The 24,247-nt window shown below is 72.3% G+C and carries 50 protein-coding genes; 2 read left to right on the top strand and 48 right to left on the bottom strand.

The annotated features are described in order from the left end of the window. The 20 genes from ABT160_RS02690 to ABT160_RS02595 all read right to left on the bottom strand — a co-directional run bounded on the left by ABT160_RS02690 (position 1) and on the right by ABT160_RS02595 (position 11,910). The gene (locus ABT160_RS02690; RefSeq protein WP_351643037.1) at positions 1–444 is read right to left on the bottom strand and encodes a hypothetical protein; all 444 of its coding nucleotides are present in this window, start codon (positions 442–444) and stop codon (positions 1–3) included. Positions 445–465: 21 nt separating this feature from the next. Continuing rightward, entirely contained in the window at positions 466–1,068 is a 603-nt protein-coding gene (locus ABT160_RS02685) for a phage gp6-like head-tail connector protein (protein ID WP_351642566.1), read from the bottom strand. A gap of 4 nt (positions 1,069–1,072) precedes the next feature. Next, on the bottom strand, positions 1,073–1,306 hold the full coding sequence (locus ABT160_RS02680) for a hypothetical protein (protein WP_351642563.1): 234 nt from the start codon (positions 1,304–1,306) through the stop codon (positions 1,073–1,075). Between the two features lie 10 nt (positions 1,307–1,316). Then, positions 1,317–1,703, bottom strand: coding sequence for a hypothetical protein (locus ABT160_RS02675; protein ID WP_351642561.1), 387 nt, complete (start codon positions 1,701–1,703; stop codon positions 1,317–1,319). 71 nt (positions 1,704–1,774) lie between these two features. Next, complete coding sequence (locus tag ABT160_RS02670; protein WP_351642559.1) at positions 1,775–3,196, bottom strand: phage major capsid protein; 1,422 nt, start codon at positions 3,194–3,196, stop codon at positions 1,775–1,777. A gap of 122 nt (positions 3,197–3,318) precedes the next feature. After that, positions 3,319–4,131, bottom strand: a complete 813-nt coding sequence (locus ABT160_RS02665) for an HK97 family phage prohead protease (RefSeq protein WP_351642557.1) — start codon at positions 4,129–4,131, stop codon at positions 3,319–3,321. Further along, on the bottom strand, positions 4,128–5,306 hold the full coding sequence (locus tag ABT160_RS02660; protein WP_351642556.1) for a phage portal protein: 1,179 nt from the start codon (positions 5,304–5,306) through the stop codon (positions 4,128–4,130). Before ABT160_RS02660 ends, ABT160_RS02665 begins: the two co-directional genes overlap by 4 nt. Continuing rightward, a complete protein-coding gene (locus ABT160_RS02655; protein WP_351642553.1) occupies positions 5,303–5,482 on the bottom strand; it encodes a hypothetical protein in 180 nt (59 codons plus the stop codon). Before ABT160_RS02655 ends, ABT160_RS02660 begins: the two co-directional genes overlap by 4 nt. Positions 5,483–5,495: 13 nt before the next feature. After that, a complete protein-coding gene (locus ABT160_RS02650; protein ID WP_351642551.1) occupies positions 5,496–7,064 on the bottom strand; it encodes a terminase large subunit domain-containing protein in 1,569 nt (522 codons plus the stop codon). Continuing rightward, complete coding sequence (locus tag ABT160_RS02645; protein ID WP_351642550.1) at positions 7,021–7,329, bottom strand: hypothetical protein; 309 nt, start codon at positions 7,327–7,329, stop codon at positions 7,021–7,023. Before ABT160_RS02645 ends, ABT160_RS02650 begins: the two co-directional genes overlap by 44 nt. Before the next feature lie 146 nt (positions 7,330–7,475). Beyond that, a complete protein-coding gene (locus ABT160_RS02640; protein ID WP_351642548.1) occupies positions 7,476–7,790 on the bottom strand; it encodes a hypothetical protein in 315 nt (104 codons plus the stop codon). 19 nt (positions 7,791–7,809) lie between these two features. Beyond that, on the bottom strand, positions 7,810–8,097 hold the full coding sequence (locus tag ABT160_RS02635) for an HNH endonuclease (protein WP_351642547.1): 288 nt from the start codon (positions 8,095–8,097) through the stop codon (positions 7,810–7,812). Between the two features lie 68 nt (positions 8,098–8,165). Beyond that, a complete protein-coding gene (locus ABT160_RS02630; RefSeq protein ID WP_351642545.1) occupies positions 8,166–8,429 on the bottom strand; it encodes a hypothetical protein in 264 nt (87 codons plus the stop codon). A 260-nt stretch (positions 8,430–8,689) separates the two neighbouring features. After that, positions 8,690–8,845, bottom strand: coding sequence for a hypothetical protein (locus tag ABT160_RS02625; protein WP_351642542.1), 156 nt, complete (start codon positions 8,843–8,845; stop codon positions 8,690–8,692). Positions 8,846–8,985: 140 nt separating this feature from the next. Continuing rightward, on the bottom strand, positions 8,986–9,609 hold the full coding sequence (locus tag ABT160_RS02620) for a hypothetical protein (RefSeq protein WP_351642539.1): 624 nt from the start codon (positions 9,607–9,609) through the stop codon (positions 8,986–8,988). Between the two features lies 1 nt (position 9,610). Next, positions 9,611–10,054: a hypothetical protein gene (locus tag ABT160_RS02615; RefSeq protein ID WP_351642537.1), complete on the bottom strand. Its 444-nt coding sequence runs from the start codon at positions 10,052–10,054 to the stop codon at positions 9,611–9,613. Then, a complete protein-coding gene (locus ABT160_RS02610; protein WP_351642535.1) occupies positions 10,051–10,521 on the bottom strand; it encodes a hypothetical protein in 471 nt (156 codons plus the stop codon). Before ABT160_RS02610 ends, ABT160_RS02615 begins: the two co-directional genes overlap by 4 nt. Beyond that, on the bottom strand, positions 10,521–11,357 hold the full coding sequence (locus tag ABT160_RS02605) for a protein transporter Sec31 (protein WP_351642532.1): 837 nt from the start codon (positions 11,355–11,357) through the stop codon (positions 10,521–10,523). The genes ABT160_RS02610 and ABT160_RS02605 overlap by 1 nt, the downstream gene beginning before the upstream one ends. Positions 11,358–11,425: 68 nt before the next feature. Beyond that, positions 11,426–11,566 (bottom strand): hypothetical protein, encoded by a 141-nt coding sequence (locus ABT160_RS02600; protein WP_351642531.1) that lies wholly within the window; start codon positions 11,564–11,566, stop codon positions 11,426–11,428. Further along, positions 11,566–11,910 (bottom strand): hypothetical protein, encoded by a 345-nt coding sequence (locus tag ABT160_RS02595; protein WP_351642529.1) that lies wholly within the window; start codon positions 11,908–11,910, stop codon positions 11,566–11,568. Before ABT160_RS02595 ends, ABT160_RS02600 begins: the two co-directional genes overlap by 1 nt. A 134-nt stretch (positions 11,911–12,044) precedes the next feature. On the opposite strand from ABT160_RS02595, the gene ABT160_RS02590 reads away from it, so the two are divergent. Next, complete coding sequence (locus ABT160_RS02590) at positions 12,045–12,305, top strand: hypothetical protein (RefSeq protein ID WP_351642527.1); 261 nt, start codon at positions 12,045–12,047, stop codon at positions 12,303–12,305. A gap of 59 nt (positions 12,306–12,364) precedes the next feature. Here the strand turns inward: ABT160_RS02590 and ABT160_RS02585 are convergent, their stop codons facing one another. The 28 genes from ABT160_RS02585 to ABT160_RS02450 form a co-directional block, all read right to left on the bottom strand. Beyond that, complete coding sequence (locus ABT160_RS02585) at positions 12,365–13,072, bottom strand: hypothetical protein (RefSeq protein WP_351642525.1); 708 nt, start codon at positions 13,070–13,072, stop codon at positions 12,365–12,367. Positions 13,073–13,161: 89 nt separating this feature from the next. Further along, on the bottom strand, positions 13,162–13,407 hold the full coding sequence (locus tag ABT160_RS02580) for a hypothetical protein (protein ID WP_351642523.1): 246 nt from the start codon (positions 13,405–13,407) through the stop codon (positions 13,162–13,164). Continuing rightward, entirely contained in the window at positions 13,404–13,850 is a 447-nt protein-coding gene (locus ABT160_RS02575; protein ID WP_351642522.1) for a hypothetical protein, read from the bottom strand. Before ABT160_RS02575 ends, ABT160_RS02580 begins: the two co-directional genes overlap by 4 nt. Beyond that, positions 13,847–14,449, bottom strand: coding sequence for a hypothetical protein (locus tag ABT160_RS02570; RefSeq protein WP_351642521.1), 603 nt, complete (start codon positions 14,447–14,449; stop codon positions 13,847–13,849). Before ABT160_RS02570 ends, ABT160_RS02575 begins: the two co-directional genes overlap by 4 nt. Continuing rightward, positions 14,449–14,673 (bottom strand): hypothetical protein, encoded by a 225-nt coding sequence (locus ABT160_RS02565; protein WP_351642520.1) that lies wholly within the window; start codon positions 14,671–14,673, stop codon positions 14,449–14,451. Before ABT160_RS02565 ends, ABT160_RS02570 begins: the two co-directional genes overlap by 1 nt. Next, positions 14,670–15,005: a hypothetical protein gene (locus tag ABT160_RS02560; RefSeq protein ID WP_351642518.1), complete on the bottom strand. Its 336-nt coding sequence runs from the start codon at positions 15,003–15,005 to the stop codon at positions 14,670–14,672. Before ABT160_RS02560 ends, ABT160_RS02565 begins: the two co-directional genes overlap by 4 nt. Further along, positions 15,002–15,202, bottom strand: coding sequence for a hypothetical protein (locus ABT160_RS02555; RefSeq protein WP_351642517.1), 201 nt, complete (start codon positions 15,200–15,202; stop codon positions 15,002–15,004). Before ABT160_RS02555 ends, ABT160_RS02560 begins: the two co-directional genes overlap by 4 nt. Further along, the gene (locus ABT160_RS02550) at positions 15,199–15,558 is read right to left on the bottom strand and encodes a hypothetical protein (RefSeq protein WP_351642515.1); all 360 of its coding nucleotides are present in this window, start codon (positions 15,556–15,558) and stop codon (positions 15,199–15,201) included. The genes ABT160_RS02555 and ABT160_RS02550 overlap by 4 nt, the downstream gene beginning before the upstream one ends. Continuing rightward, positions 15,555–15,803, bottom strand: a complete 249-nt coding sequence (locus ABT160_RS02545; protein ID WP_351642513.1) for a hypothetical protein — start codon at positions 15,801–15,803, stop codon at positions 15,555–15,557. The genes ABT160_RS02550 and ABT160_RS02545 overlap by 4 nt, the downstream gene beginning before the upstream one ends. Further along, positions 15,800–16,036 carry a hypothetical protein gene (locus ABT160_RS02540; protein ID WP_351642511.1) on the bottom strand — a complete coding sequence of 79 codons (237 nt, stop codon included), beginning with the start codon at positions 16,034–16,036 and terminating at the stop codon, positions 15,800–15,802. Before ABT160_RS02540 ends, ABT160_RS02545 begins: the two co-directional genes overlap by 4 nt. Before the next feature lie 17 nt (positions 16,037–16,053). Then, on the bottom strand, positions 16,054–16,449 hold the full coding sequence (locus tag ABT160_RS02535; RefSeq protein WP_351642510.1) for a hypothetical protein: 396 nt from the start codon (positions 16,447–16,449) through the stop codon (positions 16,054–16,056). Next, the gene (locus tag ABT160_RS02530) at positions 16,446–16,649 is read right to left on the bottom strand and encodes a hypothetical protein (protein WP_351642508.1); all 204 of its coding nucleotides are present in this window, start codon (positions 16,647–16,649) and stop codon (positions 16,446–16,448) included. The genes ABT160_RS02535 and ABT160_RS02530 overlap by 4 nt, the downstream gene beginning before the upstream one ends. Continuing rightward, entirely contained in the window at positions 16,646–16,876 is a 231-nt protein-coding gene (locus ABT160_RS02525) for a coiled-coil domain-containing protein (protein ID WP_351642506.1), read from the bottom strand. The genes ABT160_RS02530 and ABT160_RS02525 overlap by 4 nt, the downstream gene beginning before the upstream one ends. Continuing rightward, positions 16,876–17,238: a hypothetical protein gene (locus ABT160_RS02520; RefSeq protein WP_351642505.1), complete on the bottom strand. Its 363-nt coding sequence runs from the start codon at positions 17,236–17,238 to the stop codon at positions 16,876–16,878. The genes ABT160_RS02525 and ABT160_RS02520 overlap by 1 nt, the downstream gene beginning before the upstream one ends. Further along, the gene (locus ABT160_RS02515; RefSeq protein WP_351642504.1) at positions 17,235–18,062 is read right to left on the bottom strand and encodes a hypothetical protein; all 828 of its coding nucleotides are present in this window, start codon (positions 18,060–18,062) and stop codon (positions 17,235–17,237) included. Before ABT160_RS02515 ends, ABT160_RS02520 begins: the two co-directional genes overlap by 4 nt. An 86-nt stretch (positions 18,063–18,148) precedes the next feature. Beyond that, the gene (locus tag ABT160_RS02510; protein WP_351642502.1) at positions 18,149–18,355 is read right to left on the bottom strand and encodes a hypothetical protein; all 207 of its coding nucleotides are present in this window, start codon (positions 18,353–18,355) and stop codon (positions 18,149–18,151) included. After that, positions 18,352–18,921, bottom strand: coding sequence for a hypothetical protein (locus ABT160_RS02505; RefSeq protein WP_351642500.1), 570 nt, complete (start codon positions 18,919–18,921; stop codon positions 18,352–18,354). The genes ABT160_RS02510 and ABT160_RS02505 overlap by 4 nt, the downstream gene beginning before the upstream one ends. After that, a complete protein-coding gene (locus ABT160_RS02500) occupies positions 18,918–19,223 on the bottom strand; it encodes a WhiB family transcriptional regulator (protein WP_351642499.1) in 306 nt (101 codons plus the stop codon). Before ABT160_RS02500 ends, ABT160_RS02505 begins: the two co-directional genes overlap by 4 nt. Then, positions 19,220–19,468 (bottom strand): WhiB family transcriptional regulator, encoded by a 249-nt coding sequence (locus ABT160_RS02495; protein WP_351642496.1) that lies wholly within the window; start codon positions 19,466–19,468, stop codon positions 19,220–19,222. The genes ABT160_RS02500 and ABT160_RS02495 overlap by 4 nt, the downstream gene beginning before the upstream one ends. Continuing rightward, positions 19,465–20,244: an ERF family protein gene (locus ABT160_RS02490; protein ID WP_351642494.1), complete on the bottom strand. Its 780-nt coding sequence runs from the start codon at positions 20,242–20,244 to the stop codon at positions 19,465–19,467. The genes ABT160_RS02495 and ABT160_RS02490 overlap by 4 nt, the downstream gene beginning before the upstream one ends. Continuing rightward, positions 20,241–21,287, bottom strand: a complete 1,047-nt coding sequence (locus ABT160_RS02485; RefSeq protein WP_351642492.1) for a YqaJ viral recombinase family nuclease — start codon at positions 21,285–21,287, stop codon at positions 20,241–20,243. The genes ABT160_RS02490 and ABT160_RS02485 overlap by 4 nt, the downstream gene beginning before the upstream one ends. Then, on the bottom strand, positions 21,284–21,748 hold the full coding sequence (locus ABT160_RS02480) for a hypothetical protein (RefSeq protein ID WP_351642490.1): 465 nt from the start codon (positions 21,746–21,748) through the stop codon (positions 21,284–21,286). Before ABT160_RS02480 ends, ABT160_RS02485 begins: the two co-directional genes overlap by 4 nt. Continuing rightward, entirely contained in the window at positions 21,745–21,870 is a 126-nt protein-coding gene (locus ABT160_RS02475; RefSeq protein WP_351642489.1) for a hypothetical protein, read from the bottom strand. The genes ABT160_RS02480 and ABT160_RS02475 overlap by 4 nt, the downstream gene beginning before the upstream one ends. Beyond that, positions 21,867–22,226 carry a hypothetical protein gene (locus ABT160_RS02470; protein WP_351642488.1) on the bottom strand — a complete coding sequence of 120 codons (360 nt, stop codon included), beginning with the start codon at positions 22,224–22,226 and terminating at the stop codon, positions 21,867–21,869. The genes ABT160_RS02475 and ABT160_RS02470 overlap by 4 nt, the downstream gene beginning before the upstream one ends. Beyond that, the gene (locus ABT160_RS02465; RefSeq protein ID WP_351642486.1) at positions 22,223–22,609 is read right to left on the bottom strand and encodes a helix-turn-helix transcriptional regulator; all 387 of its coding nucleotides are present in this window, start codon (positions 22,607–22,609) and stop codon (positions 22,223–22,225) included. Before ABT160_RS02465 ends, ABT160_RS02470 begins: the two co-directional genes overlap by 4 nt. Continuing rightward, positions 22,606–22,890 carry a phiSA1p31-related protein gene (locus tag ABT160_RS02460; RefSeq protein WP_351642484.1) on the bottom strand — a complete coding sequence of 95 codons (285 nt, stop codon included), beginning with the start codon at positions 22,888–22,890 and terminating at the stop codon, positions 22,606–22,608. The genes ABT160_RS02465 and ABT160_RS02460 overlap by 4 nt, the downstream gene beginning before the upstream one ends. 76 nt (positions 22,891–22,966) lie before the next feature. Further along, positions 22,967–23,254: a helix-turn-helix domain-containing protein gene (locus tag ABT160_RS02455; RefSeq protein ID WP_351642483.1), complete on the bottom strand. Its 288-nt coding sequence runs from the start codon at positions 23,252–23,254 to the stop codon at positions 22,967–22,969. Beyond that, positions 23,251–23,538 (bottom strand): helix-turn-helix domain-containing protein, encoded by a 288-nt coding sequence (locus tag ABT160_RS02450; protein WP_351642480.1) that lies wholly within the window; start codon positions 23,536–23,538, stop codon positions 23,251–23,253. Before ABT160_RS02450 ends, ABT160_RS02455 begins: the two co-directional genes overlap by 4 nt. Before the next feature lie 266 nt (positions 23,539–23,804). On the opposite strand from ABT160_RS02450, the gene ABT160_RS02445 reads away from it, so the two are divergent. Then, positions 23,805–24,206: a hypothetical protein gene (locus tag ABT160_RS02445; protein ID WP_351642479.1), complete on the top strand. Its 402-nt coding sequence runs from the start codon at positions 23,805–23,807 to the stop codon at positions 24,204–24,206. Positions 24,207–24,247: the final 41 nt, after the last annotated feature.

Here is a 24,247-nt window from a genome sequence, read left to right as displayed (position 1 = left end):
TCAGCCGCTCCCGTCCCCGATGACCTTGATGGTCAGCTCCGCGCCGACGTAGTCCACCCCGGCATGCTCGTACCAGCGGTAGCCCTGGATGCGGGTCACGCGGAGATCGTGGGCCAGGCCGCCGAGGGCGTACTCACCGGGCGCCCCGCGCGCCGCCTCGATCGCCTGCTTCAGCGACCCGGGCCCACTGCCGGACAGCATCCGGTCGAGCAGGCGCTGGGCGGCCTTGTCGTCGGCGCGGCTGACGAGGACGCGGCAGGTGATCTCGGCCTCGTCGAGCGCGCGGCCCATGGCCTTGTCGAAGTCCACGCTGTACTCGCCCGCGAAGAAGCACGGTTCGTTCACCTCGTCGGGGACGTAGCCCGTGCTCGTGAGCTTGCGCGTGCCCACGGGCATCGTCACTGCGCGGGCCGCGTCCGCGATCGCCTCGCGCACGGCGGACATTTCCACGGCGCATCCCTCCCTTCACGCCATGCCCGGGAGCATGTACGGCTCGATCAGATTCCAGACGTCCGGGTCCCGGCGGGACAGGCGGACCACGCCCCACTCGGCGGAACCCATCACGCCCTCGGGCGAGTTCTTGCGCTTGAACAGCCTGTTGGCCTGGATGAGCGTGGCCTGCGCGATCTCCGGGGGGACGGCCGGCCAGCCCCACCGTGCGGTCACGCGTACTCGCCCGGTGCCGCCGGTGTCCCAGTACGAGGACAGTGCCAGCAGCGACGTGAGCGGACGGGAGTCGGCGAGCGCGTTGTCCGGGCCCGCCTCGTACTGGCCGGCGGCCACGACCGACCATGACGCGCCGGAGCCGGTCTCGACGGTGGTCGGCTCGGCGCCCATGTCGTCGACGAGCAGCCGCTCGCCGTCCGTCTCCCGTGCCGTCCGCTCGCGCGGGTTGTAGCGGCGCGCGGACGGAGCGGCATCGAGGTAGAACCGTCTGCCGGTCGCGCGGTCGATGCTGCGGGACGCGGCCTCCAGCGCGGACCGCAGCAGCCCGTCGAGGTTGGTGTCCCCGGGCTCGGCGCCGAGCTGCGCGAGGAGCGTGGGCAGGTCCGCGTACTCGTTGGCCACGGTGCTACTCGCTGGCCCGCCGGCCCCGCCCGCGGCCCCGGCCCTCGGCGGTGCTCTGCTGTACCTGTGGTGTGGCCCGGCCCTCCGGCTCCTGGGTCTCGGGCGCGGCCTCGCCGCTGTAGCCGCGCAGCGCGAGCTGTTCGTCCACGGCGGCCACCCGGTCGTCGAGCCCGCGGGCCACGTAGCCCGCGCGCTCGCGCAGGAGCGCGGCCACCATCGGGTCGTCGGTCTGGCTCATGCCTCACTCCTCAGAAGATCGTCACGTCCGTCGTGTTCGTGACGTTGGTGTTCGACGAGTACGTGACCCGCAGGAACCGCCACGGCTGCGCCGCGCGCAGGATCTTGCGGGTCGTCGTCGCCGTGGTGATCGCGAACGTGGCCACGGCCCCGGTGTCGGGGGTGGCCGGGTCGGCGTAGGAGACGGGCCACCAGTCGGTGCCGTCCGCGCTGCCCTCGATCGCATACGTACAGGTGGGCGTGGCGCCCACGGTGGTGACGATGGTCAGCAGCGCCGGCCGCTCGACAGCCGCGCCCCGGTCGACGACGTTCGTCGAGACCCCGTTCCCGGCCTGCGTGCTGGACAGCCGGGCGGAGTTGGGCCACCGGTCGCCGCCGATCGCGGAGATGGTCGGCATCGTGCTCTCCTCTCTGGCCGGGGCAGAGGGGCCCGCGCACCGCTACGCGGGCCCCGCCCCCGGAGCCGGGATCAGAACGCCGGGGTCACCAGGCCGGTGCCGCCGATCTTCTGCATCCCGTTCGCGTAGCGCCCGAAGGTGTACGCGAAGTAGGAGTAGGCGACGAGGAGCACGCCGAGGTTCGCGGCCTTGGCCTGCTCGGCGCGGATGAACATCGGGGCGGACGGGTCCTCCCACAGGTGGCACTCGGAGTTCGGCACCACGTAGATCTCGTCCTCGTTGGTGCCCGCGCCCGCGTTCGTCGCGATGTTGTTGTCGACGATGACCTCCAGGCCGCAGGGCAGGACGCCGCGCGGGCCGGAGCCGTAGGAGCTGCCCGCGTTCGCCATCCCGCCGGCCTGGACCGGCAGCCCGGACCAGTTGATCAGGGGCCACGTCGAGGACATCTGCGAGGACAGCCAGTACCAGCGGCGCGAGTGCATCACCGCGTGCGACGGGCGGCCCATCGCCAGCAGCGCCGCCTCGACCCCGGCCGCGCCCGCGAGCACCTTCGGGTACAGCTCGGCGCCGGTCGGGGAGGCGTCGGTGTAGGCGACGGCCGTGGCCGCCGCAGACAGGCCGGTGGTCGCCTGGTTGATCAGCGTGGAGTCGAGGTTGGTCGAGACCCGGTTGAACAGGTCCTGCATCGTGACGTCCTCGATGCCGTTGCCCCGGTCGATCGCCTGCCGCGAGACGGTCTGCTGTCCGGCCGCCGTCTGCACGGGCACGGTCAGCAGCGTGTCGTCCATGTCGGTCTCGGACACGGCCGCGTTCTCCGACGCCTGGAGCGCGGCACTGGACGCGGTGGTGATCCGGGAGATGTTCACCGACATGCCCGACTCAGGCAGGGGGTGCTGGTTGCAGACGTCGGCGAACGGGCGCAGCGCGGCCGTGGCCGGGGCGTACAGGTCGGTCAGGTACTGCGGCACGGTGAGCCCGGCGAACGCGCCGGTGCCCACGGCACGCTGCATGTACTCGGCGCGCTCGACACGCTCCTCGGCCATGTGCCTGGCCAGCTTCGCGGACGCCTCGACGTCCTGGAACGTGAACTGCCGGCAGATGTCCATGAGGAACCCCTTGCCGAGGGGGTCCTGGTCCTTGCGGTAGGTCCGCTCCTCGCGGCCCACCCGCGCCACCTGGTCGTAGGACGGGCGGCGTACCTCGGTGGGCGTGACACGCTTGGCCTGCTCGGCCCGCTCCATCTCCTCGACCTTCAGGCCGCGGGCGTTCTCCAGCTTCTTCTCGATCCCGGCGATGTCGGCCTTGGCCTGGTCGCGCGCGGCGAACAGCTCGGCGACCCGGTCGTCCTCCTCGGTGGTCAGGTTCGAGCGGCCGTCCTGCCCGGCCTTGGCCAGGATCAGCTCGGCTTCCTTCATCGTCTTCGTGCGCCGCTTCTGCGCGGCCTCCAGCTCCACCTCGATCGAGGCGATGAGCTCGTCCAGCCCTCCGGGCATGACGGGGTCCTTCCGGTAGATGGTGAGTAGCGCGACCGCGCGCCAACGGGGCGTCTGCCGGGGCGCGTCGGGGTCCCGCCGTCTGGGTCATCTGCCGGACGGCGTGCTGATGGTGGGGCGAGTCAGTCGTCCTTGCCGTGCTCGACGAGGAGCTGCGTGCGCAGCAGGGCCAGCGAGCGGCCCTGCTTTCCGGGTGCTGCCGGGGCCGGCGCGGGCGTCGGCAGCAGGACGGGTGTGGGCGCGGCCGACGGCATCAGGTCGGCGCGCTGGGACAGCCGGGCCAGCGCCTCGCGGGCGGCCAGCGGCGGCAGGTTCGGGATCGCGTCGAGGAACTCGCCGGAGCGAGCCGCGACGCTGGTGTGCGGGTTGGCGCCGTAGGTCACGGGGCCGACGTCGCCGCGCTCCAGGTCGAAGGACTGGATGCGGTACTCGGTGTAGTCCGGGGACCACTGGCCGCCGGTGATGCGGAACATGAACGACTGCTCGCGCACGTCGCCGTCCTCGATCGCCTGGACGAGGAGCTGCACGTCACTGCGCTTCGGGTTGAGCCACGCGCGCTGCCCGAGGCCAGCGTCGTCCGCCCACAGTTCCAGGCGGCTGTTCCTCGTCGAGGCCATCGGGGTCCCGGCGTGGTTGAACCGGAACACCACCTCCGGGTCGGCGGCCAGCGTCGCGTCGGCCGCGCCCTTCGAGACGACCTCGGTGTACGGGCCGAACGCGTCCCACATCTCATAGCCCTGCTCGAAGCTGGAGGCGTAGCCCTCCACCTGGAACCAGGGCATGCCGTCCCGCTCCACGGTCTTGGCCCTGAGCTGGGACGTGAACCGGATCTCGGGGGACTCAGGCCGGTCCCGGGGGACGTGCATTGCGATGGAGCCCGCGGCGCCGGCGCGGGCCTGGGCAGCCTGCTGCCGCAGGGTCGCCATGTCGGTCATGAGGGTGTGCCTCCTTGCGGGGTCGCGGTGGCGGGCTGTGGCTGCGCGCCCTTGCCGAACAGTCGGTCGAACTCGGCGAGCTGGTCGGTCGTGAACGGCGGCCGGTTCTCGATCTCGCGCGCTTCGGACGGGGCGAGGATCCGGGCGTTGATCTGCTGCGCGAGGACGCCGGTCCTGGTCTGCGGGTCCATCCGCAGCAGGCTGTCGGTGTTGAGCTTCACGAACCGGGGCCGGGACGTGATGCTCGACAGCGCCGTCTCGCGGCGGCCGATCGCCGGCCCCAGGTGCATGATCAGGAGCTGGAGGTTCCGCTGCGTGAGATTCGCGTAGGTGATCGACGAGCCACCGGCCGCCGCGTCGATCAGGTCCCCGGGTACGTCGAAGTACCGGGCGATGTCGGTCGACGTCGCGCGCTTCGCCTCGATCCAGTCGGCACCCGCGCTCTCCGCCTGGATCATCTCGTACTCCCAGTCGTTCCCGGTCACGAAGAGATCGCCGTTCCGGGTCGCCGCCTTGAACCGGTGCTTCGTCTCCTCGGCCGCCGCCGGGCTGATCGTCTTGTTGGTGTTCTTCAGGTGCGCGCTGGGCACCGCCCCGTTGCCGAACCAGTCGAGCGCGAACTGCTGGATGCTCAGGTACTCGCCGATCGACCAGGCCGCGTAGGCCAGCGGGGACAGGCCGACCGCCAGTCCCGCCACGGTGTACTGCTTTTCGTGCCACACGTCGCTCGGGTCGTAGGTCTCGCTGCCCACGCGGTACGCGGTGACCTTCCCGCCGGTCGACTTCACCGTGACGTCGGACAGTGGCAGCAGGTCGATGCGGGCCGGGAACCCCAGCCCGTCCCGCGCGGTGATCAGACCGAAGGCGTTGCCCGCTCGGTCGAGGTCGAACTGGGTGGAGTAGAGCCACTCCTGGATGCCGACCGACTCGCCGCCAGGGTTGACCAGGACGGGAGGCTTGGGCACTTCGACCATGACCCCGTCGACCCGGCGGTACAGGTCCACCGGCATCATCGAGATGAGGTTCGCGCGCAGACGCAGGGACGCCCACACCGCGCTGTGCCGCAGCGCCGTCTCGTTCGTGACCGACACCCCGCCCGCCCGCTGCGGCACCCGGGGCGGGATCAGCTCGGACGCGGTCGGGCCAGCGATGCTGCGGCGCGTGAACAGGCTCATCCGCTACCGCCCTTCGGCTTGTCCAGCCGGGCCGCCGCAGTCGATCCGGCCAGCAGCACCACCCCGGAGACCCCGAGCCCTCCCCACCCCAGCAGGGGCGCGGACGCGGCGCCCATCCCAGCCGCAATCAGCGCCAGCCCGAGCGCGTCGAGGAGCGTCGTCACCCACTCACGCATGCGCGTCGCCTCCTCAGTAGATCGAATCGAGGACGTCGTAGTCCTCCAGCACGGACGGCCCCTTGGACAGCAGCGCCCACCGCGCCTCGACGACCGTCACCAGCGGGCTCACATCCACCAGGGAGTGCGTCCGGTCCAGTTGCCAGGCGTCCCCGTTGCGGCGCGTCCGCGCGCCGTTGACGGCCCCTGTCAACGGGGCCTGGTCGATGTGCACGGCGGCGCCCTGGCGGACCGCGTCCGCCCAGCCGCCGCACGCCTCGGTCATGTCGTTCGTCCGCATCACCACCAGGTGCCCGCGGTGCGGCTGCTCCTTGTCCTCCGGCACGGTGATCCCGGCCGTCGTGATGTCGTCGATCAGCGACCCGGCCGGGGCACCCGACGAGGCGACTGCCACGACCAGCGGATTCCACAGGCTGTGGAGGCGGACCAGCGCGGGCACCACCCAGTCAGTGCCCGGGCGCCGGTCCATCAGCTCCATGTGCACCCGCCCGTCCGGACGCCGGATCGCCGCGCCGATGCTCGCGTGGCTGCGGTCCTGCGCCACGTCCACCGCGAGCGCCACCTCGTCGGCCGCCGGCCGCGAGTCCTCGGAGGCCGCGGCCGTCCACTGCTCGCGCGGGATGTTCGGGTCGGACGGCGGCGTGGCCTTGCGCGTGCGGTTCAGGTAGGCCCGGTCGAACTCGGCCGGGTCGAGCTTCTCCAGCTCGGCCTGGATGATGTCCTCGGTCACCGTGTGCCCCAGCGCGGGCAGCGTCCTGTGCCACGTCTCGGGGTCCGCGCGGTCCAGGTGCTCAGGGGCGTACCACTCGAAGTAGGCCGCCCGCGGGCGGGGAGCGTTCGGGTCCTCGGCGAGCGCGGCGAACTGCGCCTCGATCAAGGCCCGCCCGATCTTCCGCTTCTTGTTCAGCCACGCCGACTTCTCCGTACCGCCGGCCGAGGCCCACCACAGCTGAGCCATGGCGCGGGTCAGCATCGCGGGCGAGAAAGCCTGCTCAAGCCTGTCGTCCTCGTGAGCGAACGCCTCGTCGATGAAGCCCTGGTCCAGGGGCGGCCCGTGGCCGGCCTTCTCGGTGTTGGCGGTGATGCCCATCTTCGAGCGGGTGCGCGGCCACAGGATCGCCTCGTTGCCGTTGCTCTTGCGGATACGTGCCAGGCGGGCCAGCTCGGACGCGGCGATCTTCTCCCAGAACTCATCCTCCCAGCGCTGCCTCGCCATGCCCCGGGTCTGCGCCGCGTAGACGATGTTCTGCCGCGGCCAGGCCAGCGCCCGGTGCACCTGGGCGGCCAGGCACAGCTCGGTCTTGCCCTGCTGCCGGGACACGCTGATGCCGACCTCGCGGTAGGCGAACACACCGGTGGCCGGGTCGATCTCCAGGGCGACGTCGGTGACGTACTTCTGCCAGGGCATCGGCGGGGCGCCGAGCTTGGTCATGACCTTCCACAGCTTCGGCCCGAGCGAGGGTCGGTCCGGATGCCGGGGGGTGCCCCACAGCGGCGGGCACGTCAGGCCGTACCGCTCGTACAGGTCGGCCGCGAAGTCACTCGGGGGTTGCCAGGTCCCCGAGTCCGTCGTCGTCGTCATTCACGACCCGCCCCTCCAGCAGCGCGGCGAGCGTCTGGCGCAGCTCGCGGGAGAGAGTCGGCAACGTCTTGGTGCTGTCCTCCAGCGGGACCCGGGCGCCGCAGTCCTCGCACTCCCCGGTCTGGGTCAGGTCGACCTCGCGGGCCAGGGTGTACGCCAGCTCGGTGAGCGACGGCTCCACGCCGGTGAGGTCCCCGAGCTGGTCGATGTCGTCCCGGACGGCCGCCTCGACGGGCCCGCGGCTGGCTGCGTTTCGCCTGGTCAAGGGCACCGCCTCCATGATCGTCCCCTGAGATCCGGCCCGGGGGGAGAAAAATAAAGGCTGGGCGCGGGGCTGGGAAGATGATCTCCCTAAAAAATCATGACCGACCTAGCTCGGATCAGGTCGAGGTCATCACGAGATCGAAGAGATCAATGCAGGTCAGAGGCCCGTCGCTGCTGATCTCGATAGCCGGTGAGAGCGTCGTGCACATGTCCTTCGTTCCAGTCGTCGGAGTGCCACCACTCGACGGCCTTCCACACGCCACGGAGCGCCTTGACCCGGGCCTCGGCCTCGGCTTCCCAGGCGTCGAGGAGGGCGAGGAGCTGCTGGGTCTCGCGTGCGACGTCGTCTGCGTAGCCGAGCCGGGCGAGGGTCTCGGCCATGTCGGCGAGGTCGCTGCGCCGCTTGACTAGCTCCTCCAGATCACGGGCGAGGTAGAGGAGGCTGAAGCTGCCGCCGCTCATGGTCACGCGCTCCTCGGGGTCAGGGTCCGGCGTACCAGTCCCTCGATGTCTTCAGCCTCGTGACCTGCGCCAATGGGCGGTCGCCCTTCTCGCTGTTGCACTTGCGCCCGCAGGTGGGGCAGCCCGCCACGCCGTGGATAGGGGCGAGGTTGTCGGGGTCGCTGGTGCCGCCTCGGGCGACGGGGATGACGTGGTCGACGGCGTCGGCGAGGCCGTGGCCGCAGAGGATGCAGACGTCGGATTCGGCGAGGACGCGGGCCCGGGTCTTGCGGTAGCCGTACTCCGTGATGTCGGTGCGCTTGGTCACGGCGCCTCCCCGGGCGTGCGTGAGCCCGGCCGCTCGGGGGTGTGCGGCCGGGCTCGGTGCGGGGTGGGTCAGCCGCGTCGGCGGAACAGGCAGACGAGTGCGACGCGTTCGCCGCCGAGCGCCTTGCCTTCGGCGGCGGTCATCGTGTCGAGGGTCCAGCCCTGGGCTTCGATGGCGTCGATCTGTTCGCCGACGCCGGTCATGATGCCGGTGCTGCGGCTGGTCGAGTTGGCCTCGATGATCTTGAACACGAGCGTGCGGTATCCGGCGGCGTGGGCCTTGGCGGCGTCCCGCTTGGCGGTCTCGGCCTTGGCGTCGTTGATGAACCCCATGTGCCCCCCTTGGGCTGTGCGGTGAGGGGTCCATGGTGCGCGCGGTGTGAGCGCGGTGTCAGCGGATACGGCAAAGCCCCGCTCGATGGCGGGGCTTGTGGTTTATGTCCGGGCACGCCGGATCTGCCGCCCATGATGGGGCGCCTGTGGCCGGGTGTCAACTGCGGGGGCCTGGACGTGAGGACGCCCCGCCGGGCGGGGGATCCACGGCGGGGCGTCGGAGGTGGCCGCCTCCTCGGTATGGGGGCGACGGTACGCGCCTACAGGGCGGACTGGAAGGCCGCGGCGGCGAGGGGCTGTTCGCGGTCGGGCTCGGGGCGCCGGTCGCGCGCGGTCTCGGCGGCCAGCTGCGCGAGCGGGACGCGGTCGGCGGCGGGCGTGGGCGGTGCGGGCGGGGTGGCGAGGGCGGTGTCCATGGGGCTCCTCCGGTCGTGCGGTGCGGGGATCATCCCGCGTGGTGCTGGCGTGGTGGTGGATCAGTGGCCGTGGGGCTCGGGGTACCACCAGCCGCAGGTGACGCAGTAGACGTCGGCGAGGGCGGCGCGGATGAGACGGATCATCGCTTGATCACCCCCTTGAGGATCTCTGGGGCGTGCCAGCGGTGCGCGTTCGTCTTGTCCTGGATGAAGTCGGCCGCGTTGTTGTTGTTGCTCTCACCAGGGACAACAGCGGCTACAACGCCGTCTCCGGGGTCGGTCGGGAGCGCGGGGAAGTGGTCCTTCTTCACGCCGGTGGAGACGGCGCCTCCCATGCGGACCCCGCCGGAGATGGGGATGGAGGCGGCGGTGAGGGCCTCGCGGAGGGCCCCCGGGGTGATCTTCAGGTGGGTGGCGAGGGCGGACAGGTGGGCGTGCGGGGAGCCGACTGCGTGGAGGGCTACGGCGAGCTGCTCGGGCCCGATCGCGGGGGCGGCCGGCGCGTCCTTCTCGGTGGCCTCGTCGGGGTCGTCGAGGAGGCGCTTCGCGGCGTCCGAGGGGGAGCGGTAGCCGAGGACGACCGAGGTCGTCAGCCAAGCGGCCACGGTGAGCCAGGCGAGGGCGGTAGTCACGGGCAGGCCCACGGCGAACCCCGCGGCGAGAACCAGGGCGAGGAGCCGGGGCAGCGGTCCCCCGGCGATCCACGCGGCGAGCAGGCGGCAGAGGGAGGTCGAGCCGTCCCAGAGGGCGATCCAGGCGCGCATGTCAGCTCCCGAGCATGCCGAGGGCGGCCTCGGCGAGGGCGCAGGGGATGGACCACAGGGTCGAGTCGCCGGTGGCGGGCCAGACGACTCCGGCGATGACGCCGATAGCTGCGGCGCTGGCGGAGGTGAGGGCCATCGTGAGGTAGATCGCGAGGAGGAGCAGGGCGACGGCGCCGAGGCCAACGTCTCCGAACGGGCCTCCGGACTGGCCGACTCCGAGGCCGCTGAGACCCTGGCCGATGACCTGCTCGGGCTTGCCCCAGGTCTTTCCGGCAGCGGAGGCGGCGGTCGCGGCGATGAACCCGATGTAGGCGGCGGGCGAGGCGGTGAGCTTGACGCGGCCCTTCCCGCGGACGCCGAGGATCAGGAACACCACGACGACGAGGGCGAGTCCGCCGCTTCCGAGGGCGCCGAAGGGGCTGCCCGCGGCGGCGAGGCTGGTCACTGGAGTACTCCGGGGGTGTTGAGGGCGAGTGCGGCGAGGACGGTGGCGGAGGGGATGTGGGCGAGCCAGTCGGCGGCGAGGTGCGCCTCCTCGGTGGCGCGCGCGGGCACGAGGTTGAGGGCCTTGGTGGCGAGCAGCCAGGCGACGATCCAGAGCAGGAAGGCGAAGCCGACGGCCCCGTTGCCGGACTCGTGGATCCGGCCCTGGATGACGGGGCCGAGGCCGAGGAGGTAGCCGACGCCGGCGGCGCTCCCCCGGCGGAGGAACCACCAGCGGTAGCGGGCCCGGCGGGCGCTGGCGCGGTCTGCGGCGGGGGCGGTCGGGGTGACGGTGAACTGGAACGCGGGCTGCGGCGGCGCGGGTTCGGCTTCGGCGGGCCGGGCGGCGCGGGTGTTCCACCAGGGCGTCGTCTTCGCGGGCGCGGGGCGCTCCTCGTCGTACAGCCGGTCCCACCAGTCGTCGGCCATCACGCACCGACCCGGATGGCGCGGAGGTAGCGGTCGACCGTGTCCGGAGAGATCGCCTTGCCGAGGATCTTGCTGGCCGCGCGGACGACCGCGTCCCGGTCCCGGATTCCGGAGTCCCAGGCGATCCGGACGGCGTCCTTGCTGGTCATGGCGCCGGGGGTGATCGGGACGACGTTGGCGGCCGGATTGGGTCCGGACTGTCCGGACGCGTCCGGATCCGCGTCCGATCCGGGTCCGAGGGCGGCCTGTTCGGCGTCGAGGAGGGCGCGGCTGCGGGTGAGGCGGCGGCGGGCGGGGATCAGGGCGAGGCTGCCGTCGATCTCGGCGGCCTCGGCGCGCAGCCACGCGAGGGTGCGGGCGTCGAGGGGGCGGGCGTGGTAGCCCATGACGATCGTGAAGCCGCCCTTGGCGAGGGCGGAGACGGCGGCGCCGACGAGGCCGACGGACAGGGTGCCGTCGAGGTGGCCGTGGACGGTGAGCGCGGCCATGACGATGGCGAGGGCGACCCATCCAGCGCGGGCGGCGGTCTTGGCGCGCTCGGGTTCGTAGCGGCACAGCCACTCGACGATCAGGCAGAGGATCCACGCGGCGTCGAAGGTGCCGGCCGCGGCGTAGGCGGCGGGGGCGACGGTGACGCGGTCGAGGAGGTCGCCGATGGAGGCGGTGGACCAGGCCATGGCGGCGACGAGTCCGGTGGTGGCGATGCCGGTGGCGATGTTGAGGGCGATCTGGTCCCAGTCCCGGGGCGGCGCGGGGGCGTCGTACTCGTCGGGGACGAGGCGGGTCTTGCCGTCGATGGTGTGCTCGACGTAGCGGGTTGCGGTGCGTGTGCGCACGGTGCACTCCAGGTGCGGAGGCCGGGCCCGCTCGGGGTCTGGGGGCGGGCCCGGCCGGTCGGAGGGGGTCAGCGGCGGCTGGCGCGGGCGTCGGCCTTCTCGGACGCGCGGCGGGCGGCGGCTCCGGCGGCGTAGTCGGCCTGGCAGGCGCGTACGGTCGCGGGCTGCTCGGCGACGGGCGTCGGGCGCGGCTCCGGCTCGGCGGGCATCAGACGGTCCTCGCGGCGAGGCGGAGGAGGGTGGCGTACTCGCCGCAGGTCTGGCGGCCGTCGTCGTGGATGTCCGGCATGACGGCGGAGGCGCGCTCGGCGGCTTCCTCGGCGAGGAGCGGCGGCATGTCGAAGAACAGCACGTCGTGGGCGACGGCGATCGCCATGGCGAGTTCGTCGGCGTTGACCGTGAGGTACGGGACCTGGTCCAGCTCGTCGGCGACGGAGCGGAGGAGCTGGGCGGCGTACGTGCCGTCGCGGAGGATCCGGCGGAGTTCGACGTCGAGGGCGTCGAGGGTCGCGGGGCTGGGCTGCTCGGGGGGCTGGTCGGTACGCTCGGGCATGGTCATCTCCTGGTCAGTCAGGTGGATGGCTGGCCCCGGCCGGTGTGTGAGAGCCCGACCGGGGCCGTCTTCTGTGCCAGTTCGACCGTAGCGAGAAGTGTGGACAATGTCCACACCTCGCGAGAGGATGTGCCATGCCCGAGACCCCGGACAGCGAGGAGCCGCGGGAGACCATGACCATTCCGAAGCTGGCCGAACGAGTCGGCAAGAGCAGGACGTTGATCCACCGGCTGGCCACGAACCCGGCCGAGGGCTGGCCACCGCCGAGCTTCCGCCCCGGCTCGTCGCGGCCCGAGTACCCCGTCGCCTGGTTCGACCGCTACTGGGCGGCGCGCCAGGCCGGCATCCGTCAGGGCCGCCGTACGGACCTGACGGACCCACCCACGGCCGAGTAGCCGCCCGCGCACGCACGAGCCCCCGCCCGCATCGGTCGGGGGCTCGGTCGCTTGGGTCGCTACGCCGCGACGGCCTCCCCTGTCGTCCACGCGGCCCGGCACCCGCCGCACGCCGCGCGCGACCCGCGCATGGTCACCTGCCCGCCGCAGCGCGGGCACGGCCGGGCCAGGGTCAGCGCCGCGTGGACGCCGCGGTCGAGGGCCTGCTCCGCGAGCCAGATGGCCTGCCTGGTGGCGTCGCAGATGGCCGTGTGGTCGCCAGGGCCGAGCGGCCGGAACGGGCCGGACTGCCCCTCGACGCGCGCCTCCAGCCAGCCGACGGCGGACTCCAGGGATCGCGTCGTCGTGCCGATCGGCCAGCGCCGAGGATCCCGCACGTCGGCCGCGGCCAGCTCCCGGCGGCGGGCCTGCTCGCCTGCGGTGAGGGGGAGGCCGGCGGGGGCGGCGGTCATCGGGGCGCGCTGGACGCTGCTGGCGACGACGTCGGCGGCGTACCGCATCGTCTCCGTGATGGTGATCATCGCGGTGTGGATGTCGAGGCGCAGCGGGATGGGTCGGGCGCCGATCTGTGCGGGGTCGCGCTCCAGGGCGCGGAGGTCGGCGGCGGCGCGCTCGGCGAGGAGCTGCTCGTCGGCGTCGCGGGTGTCGGCGAGCAGGCTGCGGATCCCGGTCCCGTACCAGGCACCCGAGTTGGGTGCGCCGAGGGTGTCGGTGAGGTCGGTCCAGCGGAGGGTGAGGACGTGAAGGGCGGCGCGTGCGGTGGTCATCGTGGGCTCCGTGGCGGTCGAGCTGTACGGTGATCGCACCGGTGGGGCGTGCTGGCCTGGGGAGGTCTGGAGCACGCCCCTCTCGCGTGTCAGGTCCGGGCGTGCTTGCGGGTGATCCGTAGGCGCAGCGGCCGGATGGCGGTGGGCTCTTGGAGTTCGGTGGAGTAGCCGTCCCGCTGGAGCCGGGCGGCGAGCATCTCCAGCCACACGCGGGCGCTGGGTCCGTCGCGGCTGACGCGGATGGTGCGGGGGCTGTCTTGGCGGATGGTGTAGGCGCTGCGTCCGGTGCGGGGGAGTTGTCGGCGGATGTCGCCGGTGTAGACGCGGGCGGTCATGGTCGGCCCTCCTTGGGCTCGTCGAGGGCGGCGCGGGCCTCGGCGAGGCGGGCGCAGTGGTCGCAGGGGCTGCCGTCCTTGTCCCACCGGCCGGGGACCAGGTGCGAGTGGCCGGGGCCCTGGTAGTCGAGGACGTAGCGGAGGTGGGCGCGCACGCGGGCGATGGCGGCCTCGGCCTGCTCGACCCGCTGGAAATGCTGGAGGTGGCGGACGCTGCCGAGCAGGTCCGTGCCGGTGACCCTCCCGATCGCGCGGAGGCTGGCGTGCGGGATGTACGTGCCGCGCTCGCTGATCTCCCACTGGACGACGGCCCGTTCGTACTGCGCGATCGTGGACTCGGCGCGCTGGGCGCGGTAATTGAGTCGGCGGACGGTGGCGTACAGCTCGTCGAGGGCCTGGTCGGTGATCGTGTCGGCGGTGTATCGGCCGGTCGTCTGGGTCACGTCTGCTCCTGGAAAGAACGTCGCTTCGCACGCGCCTCGGCCCCTCGGAGTCGGTCGCACTCGCGGCACGCTCGGGAGCCCTTGCGGGTGGTGCGCACGTTGTCCCCGTCGAGGTGATGCCCTCGGCAGCACAGCGTGCGTGGACTGCGATTCAGTGCCTGCTCGCTGGGGGTGGCCCATCGCACGTTTCCGGGCTCGTAGCCACGGTCGTTGTCGATCCGATCCACCGAGTGGCTGGGCGTCGGTCGCGGGCCGATCTCTCTAAGGAACGCTTCGAAGTCGTGCCTGAAGCACGCTGCGACTGATATCCCGCGCCCGCCGTATCGGGACCAATTCGAGTTGTTGGGGTTGGTGCAGCGCTGGATCATGCGCATCCACGCCCTGTACTCGGGCGTCCGCGACTTGCCGTGGTGCACCGGTGCGCGAAGACACTGACCGCAGCTGTTGACTTGAACGCCAAGCTGGTGGACGAATGCGACCTTCTCAGTGCCACAGTCACAGCGCACTGGGACTGTGGCCTGGCGCGTCGGGATGCGTTCGCCGGTCACGGTGAGCTTGCCGAAGCGGGCGCCGAGGGTGGCTTCTGCGATCTTGGCCATCAGCTTCCTTCCGGGTTGTACTGATCGATCGAGATGAGGACGTCCTCGACAGGGCGGCCGGGCGCGGGCTCCTCGTACGGCTCGTCGTCGAAGTCGCCGGCCTCGTACGGCTCGTACTCGCCGTCTTCGTCGTCGCAGGGGCACCAGTCGTCCCACTCGTAGGCCTGGCAGTCCTCGGGGTAGCCGCAGACGGCGGTGGGGCGGCAGCGGCGGGCGGTGGTCACCAGAACCCCCGGAGGCGCTCGGGCGGGCAGTTGGGGCACTGGCCGCTGATCGAACAGGTGCAGACGTCGAGGACGAACCTGGCGTTCTCGGGCGAATGCGCATACCGGTATCGCCGTTCCGCGTCGGCGCGTGCCTGGCGGGCCTGTGTGGCCGTGTGGCGGCCGTGTGCGGCGGCGAGGCCGAGGGCGACCGCCCCGACTGTCACGGCGGCGCACAGGAGCCACTGGGCCTGTTGGAGGAGGATCCAGGCGACGGCGGCGAGTAGGACTGTGGTCGAGGTCTGGATGGTGCCGCGGAGCCGGTCGGCTGCGGCGAACGGGTCGTCGGTCACGGGGTCACCTCGATCTCGCTCAGGGGCACGCCCGCCGCGAGCTGGGTGTGCAGCTCGCGCAGCCTGGCGTGGGCCTTGCTGTCGCGGCGGCTGAGCGCGCGGCGCGTGCGGGCGGTGAGGTTGCTCCAGCATTCGAGGTCGAGGTAGCGGCCGGTCTGGCGCTGGCGTCCGCAGCCGGCGGGGCAGGGAGTGGTCATCGGGCACCGCCGTTGATCGCGCGGGCGACGGCGAGGGGGCCGTGGCAGATGGCCTCAATCTGCTCGTCGGTGATCTGGGGAGCCCTGTCACGGAAGCCGTCCGCGACGGCGGCCTCTGTCTCCAGCAGCTCGACGAGGGCGAGGGCGACGCCGGGGTGCATGACGGCGATGTACTCGGCGAGTTCGGGGGTCTCCGCCGTGGCAACGTCGTATCCGATCACTGACCGGCCCTGCGTGACGGTCGCGCCGTCGGCGTGGAACGCCCGGTCTCGGGGGTCTGGTGCGCTGATGGCGTCTGCGAGGTCGCGGAGCTTGGCCGCTGCGATGCGCAGCTCGTCGGCGGGCGTGGTCATCATCGGGTGCCGCCTTCCGCCTCGCTGGCCCAGTCGCGCAGGACTGGGGCGGCGTGGCACATGCAGACGTCCAGCTCGCCGTTGGCGTCGGGGCATGCGGCCTCGAAGCGGTCGGCGGCCTCGCGCAGGACGATCGCCGTGATCTCGGCGGTCTCGCGGGCGATGTCGGCGCGGATCTTGTCGGCGATGGTGTTCGGCATGGCCTTCTCCGGGGTGTGGGTGGTGGTGTGCGCGGCGGCGAGGGTCACGACACGGACCCGGCGGCGGGGCGGACGGTCCGCGAGTTCCAGCGGGTCGTGCGGGTCTCCGGGTTGTCGGGCCCGGTCCGGCGGGAGAAGTCCTGGCCCGCCGTGACCTCGTACTCGTAACTGCCGTCCGGGTACGGGCCGTCGACGGACCGGATCGTCGCGGTCGCCGCGCGGGCCCACTGCTGGCCGACGTGGCGGACCCGGGTGCCGGGCGGGAGCGGCTGGTCGGGCATGGTCGTCTCCTTGGTGATCAGTTGGTGGGCTTGCAGCTCGGGCAGAAGTCGCCGCCGTCATCCGAGCGCCAGCCCTTCGCGGCGACGAGGTGGTCCCGGGCGACCTGGAGCCGCTGCGCCCGGGTCATGCCCTCGTGGACCACGTAGTCGTCCGCCTCGACGACGCCGCAGTGGTCGCAGAACACGCCGATGCGGTCCGGGTAGTACGGCCCGGCGAAGTCGCGGAGGATCGCCGACATCACGGCCATCGGCAGCGCGGCGGCGAGGCCGACGGGGCTGGCCGTCTCCTGGCGCGCGTCCTCGGCGGGAACCGGGTCGGTCGCGCGGGTGGTGGTCGGGCTGGTGATGTCGTGGATTTCTCGCGGGTCGATGCCGAGTTCGCGGAGGTGGTTGGGGAGTTCGTCGCTGGTCATGCGGCCTCGTTTCGTACGAGTCGGAGGTGGCGGGGGTCGGTGGTGTCGGTCCAGTCGGTGAGTGCGGCGAGGAGGTCGTTGCGGTGCTGGGCTTGTTCGGCGGGGGTCCAGGTGCCTCGCCAGTCGCGTGCGCGGCCGGGGGCGGGGGTTTCGGGGCAGGAGGGGAGTTCGTCGAGGAGCAGGCGCTCGTACGGCGTCACAGGCGGGCCTCCAGTTCGGCGATGCGCGCTTCGAGGGCTGCGATGCGGGCGGCGGTGCTGTCCTCGGCGGGGAGTTCCTGGTTCGCGGCGCAGGTGCACCAAGCGAGGGAGGTGGATTCGAGGGAGAGGGCGGCGGTGCCCATGCAGTTGGGCATGACGTCGCCGTCGAGGTGGGGGCAGTTGTGGCAGTTGGGAGGGCAGCGGTGGAGCCGCTCGGAGCGGTCCATCACGGGCCGTCGAGGGCGAGTTGGCCGGCGGCTTCGCGTGCGGCGCGGCGGGTGGCGGCGGCGGTCTGGCGGTGGTGGTCGCGGTCGTAGTGGAGGTGGCAGCCCTGGCACATGGCGCGGAGGTTCTCGGGTCGGCAGTCCTCGGGTTGGTGGTTGAGGTGGGCGACGGTGAGGATGACGCGGCTGCCGGTGCCGTACGCGAGGCCGCCGTGGACGTTGGGGCAGCGGTCGGTGTGGGTGCCGCGTCCGCATTCGCCTCGGCATTCGCAGCGCTTCTCGGCGCGGCCGAAGCGGATGCTGCGGCTGATCTCGGGCCAGTTGGGCGGGTAGCGGCGGCGGTTCTCGGGCCGGATGGGGCTCATGAGGCGGTCCTCTCGGCGGTGGTGCACCAGGCGTGGCGGTCGCGGCCGGGACGCTGGGGGTCGGGGATGAGCGGGCCTCGGCAGCCCGCGCAGAGCGCGAACTCGCGCGGCTCTTCGGCGGCGGGGTCGGCGCGGGGTTGCTCGTCGTGGGGGATCTCGTCTTGATCGTCGGGAGCGCCCACTACCTGAGGCCGGAGAACGACCTCCCCCTCGTCATGGGTAGAGACATGGGTACTTCCTGGGTTGTTCAGGGGGCGGTCCCCCGAACTGGTCGGGGGGTGGTCCCCCGAACTCGTACGGGGGGCGGTCCCCCGAACTTCGAGCGGCGTACCGGCGGTAAGTTCCGGGGGCGGTCCCCCGAACTTCGGCTCTGAAAGTTCGGGGGACCGCCCCCCGTTCTTTCCGGCCGCCCGCCACGGCGGAGGCTTCCGCTCCGATCGCTTCCGCTGCGAGTCCTCCAGGGACTTCACCGCCGCCGCCCAGTCCGGCGACGGGCCCAGCAGGAGCACGTACAAGGTGGGCTTGCCGCGCTTCTGCTCCCCGCGCACCGCGAGGACCCCGGCCTCTACGGCAGCGGCGAGGTAGCGGCGCGTGTCCTTCTCGTCGGCGCCGATGGCCTTCGCGATGTCCGTGATCCGGATCGGGCTGTCAGGGAAGCGGAGTTGACCGTCGGAGTTGGCCATGGCCCTGAGCGCGTAGAGCAGCGTGAGGAAGCCGCGCCGCAGGGGCGTGGGCATCTCCCGTGACCAGCGCCAGGCGAGCGCGTTCCCGTACGCGTGGGGGACGCTGCCGCTGGCTCTGGTCGCCTGCTCGTCAGTGCTCAAGACGCTCTCCGTGGTGGTGGTTCGTCGTCCGGGGCGGGGCTCAGGCCGGCCGCCCCGGACGGGTCTCAGGCGAGTCGCTCGTTCTCTTACGCCTGCGCCGCCTCGGCGGCCTGGCGGGCGAGCGCCGCCTCCGCGCAGACCTTGTGCGCCGGGCTCCGCCGCGAGTCCCGCAGGTTCGTCAGGCCCCCGCAGTACCGGCACGGCCGGAGACGGGGGGACCAGTGCGAGGAGTCCGACCAGTCCAGGCCGCCGGTGAACGGGCGCTCGGCGGGCGTACGGCGGCGGCCGGTCACGGCACCGCGGCAGCGCGTGCCTTGGCCTTGGCCTCGGCGTTGCACCCCGCGCAGTACGCCGTCCCGTCCGGCAGATACCGGCCGTGCTCGGCCTGCTCGTGACCCCGGACGCACCACTTCTTCCGGGCCCGGCCGCCCTTCAGGTGCCGCAGCGTCTCCCGGGTCGCGGCCCGCGCGGCCTGGTCGTCCACGTGGTCCGGGGCGACGCAGTGCCGGACGCCGCACTCGGCGATCACGTAGCCGACCGGCTCCCGGCCGTACCGGATCCGGAAGGCGACCGCGGCCGCGCTGTACCTCCGGTCGCGGTACCGCATCACCGGGGTACCGCTGGACCGGCCGCGCGCGCCGGTCCACTCCAGGTGCCCGCCGGCCACCGGCCGGGTCAGGGACCGCCACTTCTCCTCCAGCGTCGGCATCGCCTTCTGGTAGACGGGGATGCCGTGCTCGCGCCGGATCCTGGCGACGCGGTTCTTGTCGACGTGCAGGGCCCGGGCGATGGCGTTGTTGCCCAGCCCCTGGTGCAAGCGGGTGAGGATCTCCTCGGCGCTGGCGTTCTCGGGCGTCATGAGGCGGCCCTCCGCCTCTTCCGGCTCAGGGCCACGCGCTGCTCGACGCTGAGCCCGCCCCGGACGCCGGAGCGCTGCTCCTTCGGCTTGGTGCCCTCCTCGGCGAGCGCGGCCTCCAGGCACTCCAGCACGACCGGGCAGACCCGGCAGATCTGTCGTGCGGGCGCGAGGCTCTGGCTCGGCAGCGGGAAGAACAGCTCGGGGTCCACGTCGGGTGCGGCGCAGGCGGCGCGGGTTCCCCAGTGCTCGGGGGCCGTGTCGGGCGCGCGGTACGGGCTGCGGACCCAGCGGTACGACATCATGCGGCGGCCCTCCGGGTGTCCCGGGCCCGGCGGATCGCCTGCCGCTGCCGGTCCGTCGTGCCGCCCCACACGCCCCGCTCCCCGTGGGCGACGCCGTGCTCCAGGCAGGGCAGCCGGACCGGGCAGGCGGCGCACACGGCCCGCGCCTGCGCCATCTGGAGGACGCCGCCGCCCTGCGGCGGGAAGAACAACTCGGGGTCGGTCTGGGCGCAGAGGGCTTCGTCGTGCCACCTCGTGTCGATCACGACGCACCGCCCGTGCGCTCGCGGTACATCCGGCCGCCGATCGAGTCGAGCGTCTCCATCTCGCCGACCTCGTTCTTCACCTGTGTGTTGAGCATCCCGGAGTCGCGCAGCTCCCGGCGGATCTGGTCGAGACGGCTCGGCGTGGTGCTCTTGTCGAGCTGCTCGTCCCGGTACGACTCCGGCGACCGCATCGGCGCCTCACCGCGCTCGATCTTCGACGAGTCGGGGTCCGGGTCCCCGGTCGGCGTCAGGCCGAAGCCGAGGAGCAGCGTGCGCAACGCGACGGACTGCGCCTTCGTCGTCGCCTTGTCGGCCGTGTCGAGCGCCTCGCCCATGGTCTGGAGGGTGAGCGTGTCGCCCTTCGGCCCCATCACCGTCCAGGTGACGAGGACGGAGCACTCGCGCATCTTGCCGCCCGACTTGGTCGCCTTCTCGCCGTAAGTGGCCTCGACGCGAGAGGAGATGATGTTCACGCCGTGCCTGAGGGTGACGGGCCCGAAGTGCTGGACGACCGTATCGACGCCCCGGAAGTTGAAGCGGGTGCCGGACTGGCTGTACAGCTCACCCTTACCGATCGCGCGGATCTCGCGCCGGACCCGGAGCCACGCCACGTGCACGGGCACCATGTCCGGGTCGTCGTCCCCGGGGTCGTAGTCCGCCATCGGGTCCGGGACCGGGAACTGATCGACGTACCCCTGCGGGAGGCTCAGGTCGTCCGTCTGCTCGCTGGTGGTGCGTCCGGCCGCGGCGGCGGCCCGCTCCTGGATCGTGCTCATACATTGTGCTCCTCACGGATCACGCCTGGGACGTGCAGCTGGCGCGAGATGCGGTCCTCGACGCAGTCCGCGTACGCGTCCGGCCAGCGCTCGGCCAGACGTCGCGTGTCGCAGTGCTTGCGGGCCTGCTCGTCGAGCCGGTAGAAGGTGCGGTCCAGGACGACCGCCTCGCTTGCGGCTCCGAGCGCGCCGACCATCGCGGCCTTCGCTCGGTCCTTGCGGGCCTGCGCCTCGGTCAGGTCGTTGTGCGCGTCGAGGTACTCGGCGAGCGCGTCCTGTGCGTCGCCCTGGAGGGTCAGGTCCACCACGCCCGTGCGCTCCGGGTGGAGGCGCTCGTACAGGTCGAGGAGGACGTCCGGGTCGGCGTCGTGCGCGAGGACGGGCGGCCGCCGGTCGGTGATCTGCTGCCACGCGCGGGCCCCGGCCTCTCGCAGGTCGGCGATCAACTGCGCGTGGTCGGCGGTCCGTACGACGTACTGGCGGTAGTCGTTGCCGCCGATCAGGCACGCCACGTGCATGTGGTCGTAGCCGCACACGTCGGCCTGCCACAGCACCTGCGCGAGCACGTCGTCCGGGATGCCCTTGCGCCACTCGTCGGCCTTCATCCGGTCGCGGCATTTGATCTCTGTGGCGCAGCGCTCGGTCACGTCGCCGATCGGGCAGCGCAGGACCCGGCGGTCCAGCGTGCACATCTGCCACGGGCGCTCCGTGTTGGCGACGAGCCCGACACGGCGGACCACGGACCGGTTCCGGCGCGCCCACTCCCGGGCCACCGTCTCCTCGAACGCGCGCCCCCACAGGGCGGGTTCGGAGTCGTCGCTCTCCAGCGGCAGCCCGCCGGTCTTGTCGTGGTAGACCGACAGGCCATTGCCGTAGCGGCTGATGCCGAGGACGGCGGCCATGTCGCTGGAGCCGAGGCCCTGGCGCCGGGCGGTGAGCCAGTCGGCGCGGTCGGCGTCGGCCGGCAGGATCAGGCGGCCGGTCGGGGTGACCCGCCGCCCGGCGGCCGGGGACGACGCCCCGGCCCGCACGGACGTCGTCATGAGGCAGCCCTCCGGGTGTAGTGGCGGCGGGTCCCGTTGTCGTGCAGCTCCAGCAGGCCCGCACGGTGCAGGTAGCCCAGGTCCGCACGGACCGTGTGCCGCCGGGTCACGGTGAACGCCGCCTCGCGGTACAGGCGCAGGACCCGCGCGGTCGTCCAGTCCCCGCCGTGCGTCTCGATCGCGGCGGCCAGGTAGTCGCGGCGCATGCGGCCCGACGACATGTCCAGGACGGGCGGCTCGCCCGGGTGCAGCACCGGGCGGCGCGCCCGGTCCTCCGCGAGGAACGCGGCGACCACCGGCCAACGCTCGGCCAGGCCCGCCTCGATCCGCCGCAGCTCCTCCGCGAGGACCTGCTGTTCCAGGTGCTCGGCGAGCGCCGCGTCCCACAGCGCCCGCGCCTTGCCGGGCCGCACCTCCGGCGAGACCTCCAGCGCGTCGAGCAGATCCGTCAGCGCGCTCACCGCAGGCCGTCCTCGGCCATGGCCCACGCGTACGCGTCGACCTCCACGTCCAGGTCCCAGTGCACGCAGTCGTCCGCGTGCGGCTCCTCTGGATCCGCCAGCGCGAGGCAGTCGCAGGTCATCGGCCGTCCTCCGCCCGGTAGTCCAGGGAGTCGTGCCGGTCATCCCGGTTCCGGCAGACCGTCGAGCAGTACGTCTCGCCCTCAGCCACCGGCGCCGTGCACCCGGCACACACCGCCCGCCGCTGCCGGGCCAGCAGCCCACGCAGCTTGTCCACCGACCGCCGCACCGGGACCGCCGGCCGCAGACCCATCTCCGCCAGCTCCGGCAGCGTCGTCATCAGCGACGTCGGACACCCGCACGCCGAGCCCTCCACCACGTACAGGCCCCGGGCGTCCCGGTTCACGCCCTTCTGCACCCACCGCGTCCCGTCCCGCGTCACCACGGTCGCCGGGTCGCTCGTCGTCGGCTCGCTCATGCCGCGACCTCGCTCTCGCACGGCACCGCCAGCAGGCCCAGCGACACACCCAGCGCGACAGCCTGCGCACCCGAACGCGCGCCCAGCCGCCGGTAGATGTGCCGCCGGTGCGAGCGCACCGTCTCCACGTTCCGGCACAGCCGAGCCGCCGTTTCCTCCGACGTCTCACCGATCGCCAGACCGAACAGCACGTCCCGTTCCACCGGCGACAGCGGCGCGCACAGCTCCGCCGTCGGCAGCTCCGGCGCCCGCAGCGCGAGCATCGCCGCGTACGCCAGCTCGGTCACCTGCGCCACCGTCAGCGGCAGACTCGCGATGTCCGCGTGGTCCAGAAGGGCCTGCCGGAGCGGCGTCAAGAACGGGGCCGCCTCCCGCCGGTTCATGACCACACCGCCGTCAGCGGACCGAACGCGTCCTCGACCAGCCGCAGCGTCCACGGGAACGACTCGCCCTCGCCCGCGTCGTCCGGGTCCTGCGGCTCCGCGCACTCGACGATCAGCTCGCCGTCCGGGGTGCGCTTGCCGGTCACGGTCCACCGGTCGCCGTCCGCGTCGACGTAGGCGACGGGCGGCGGGGTGAGTCCGGCGACAGGGGTGGGGCGCCGGTCGCCGGTGGGGAACGACGCGGGGGAGGTGAGGGGTGGCGATGAGATAGTGGTGCTCACGGTGTCCTCGATCCAGTGGGTTGAGGTGCCGGGGGTCGTTCCGGATGCCGGTCCGGGCGGCCCCGTTGTGCGTTGGTCAGCCGACGCGGCGCGGCGCGCCCCGAGCGGGCAGCGGACGCAGCGACGCCAGCGGGTGCGCCCCCTGCGGGGCGGGCGCCGACTCGACGGCCAGAGGGCCCGTCGTCGGCTCGTGGTGGAACAGCACCGAGTCGATGCGCTCCAGGTCCGCGTCGCTGAAGGTCACGACGCGCCCCTTCTTGGAGTGGGGCAGGCTCTTCACGTGCCTCTTCAGCCACGTGACCTTGACGCGAAGGTGCTTTGCCGCCTCGGGGTAGGTGAGTCCGGGCTTGTGGCCGGTCGTCATGCCGTCACCGCCTGACGGGGCCGGGGGAGCGACGCCTCCGCGCGCTCCACGGGAATCCACAGGACGAGCAGGTCGACGCCGATCGCGGAGGCGATGCGGTGTGCGGCCTCGGCGTATACGCCCTCCTGCTCGCCGGTCAGGAGGTTGCCGATGGTCCCGTGCGGGACATCAGCGCGGTCGGCCAGTTCGCGGATGCTGACACCGGAGCCGGTGCCGGTCCGCCGCATCAGCAGCTCCAGGAGCTGGATGCTGACGAGTCGGTAGCGCAGGGCAGGTCTGGTCACGTCCACCTCGTGCAGTAGTTCATTGCACTGCTTGGATGACCAGAGCATTGCATAGCTTGGACGTATCGTCCATCCCCTTGGGGGTAGTGCTAGGAACGAGTCATTCCGCCAGTGCGCCCTGGCGCAATCGGCTCAGAGGCTGGACACTCTGTCCAGCGCGCTGGACGGCAGACCAGACGCCATCAGGGGGAAGCTGGGTACCGTCCCCCTGGTCGCATGGACACCCCACGGCCCATGACACGACACGGAGTGGCAGGATGAGCCTCATGGCTGCGGAGACACCCGCTGCGCCGGCGGAACGCGCGCACCTGCGGGACCTGGTGAGAGAGCGCAAGGACGAGCTCGGGCTCAGCTACGAGAAGCTCGCGGCGCAGTGCATCGACCCGGAGACGGGTCAGCAGGCCATTAAGGGGAGTTGGCTGCACCGGCTGCTCACGGGCCTCGCGGTCCAGCCTCCCGACCTTCCGATGCTGCGTGGGATCGCCAAGGGCATCCGGCTGCCTCTCGGTGTGATTCAGGACGCCGCAGCCGCGGAGTTCTTCGGGATCGACATCGAGTGGTCCGCCTCGGGCGAGGCGCGCGCACTCGTCGCTCGCGCCGACCGGCTGACGCCTACTCAGCGTCAGCAACTCCTCCGGCTTATCGACTCGTTCGCGCCACCGGAGTAGAGCCCGAGGTGCATCCCATTGGCCATGGCCGGTACGCACCG

Source organism: Streptomyces sp. NPDC001941 (assembly GCF_040296945.1).
Classification (GTDB): domain Bacteria; phylum Actinomycetota; class Actinomycetes; order Streptomycetales; family Streptomycetaceae; genus Streptomyces.
Note: the sequence above shows the minus strand (reverse complement) of the source record. Positions and strands in the feature narration are given on the sequence as shown.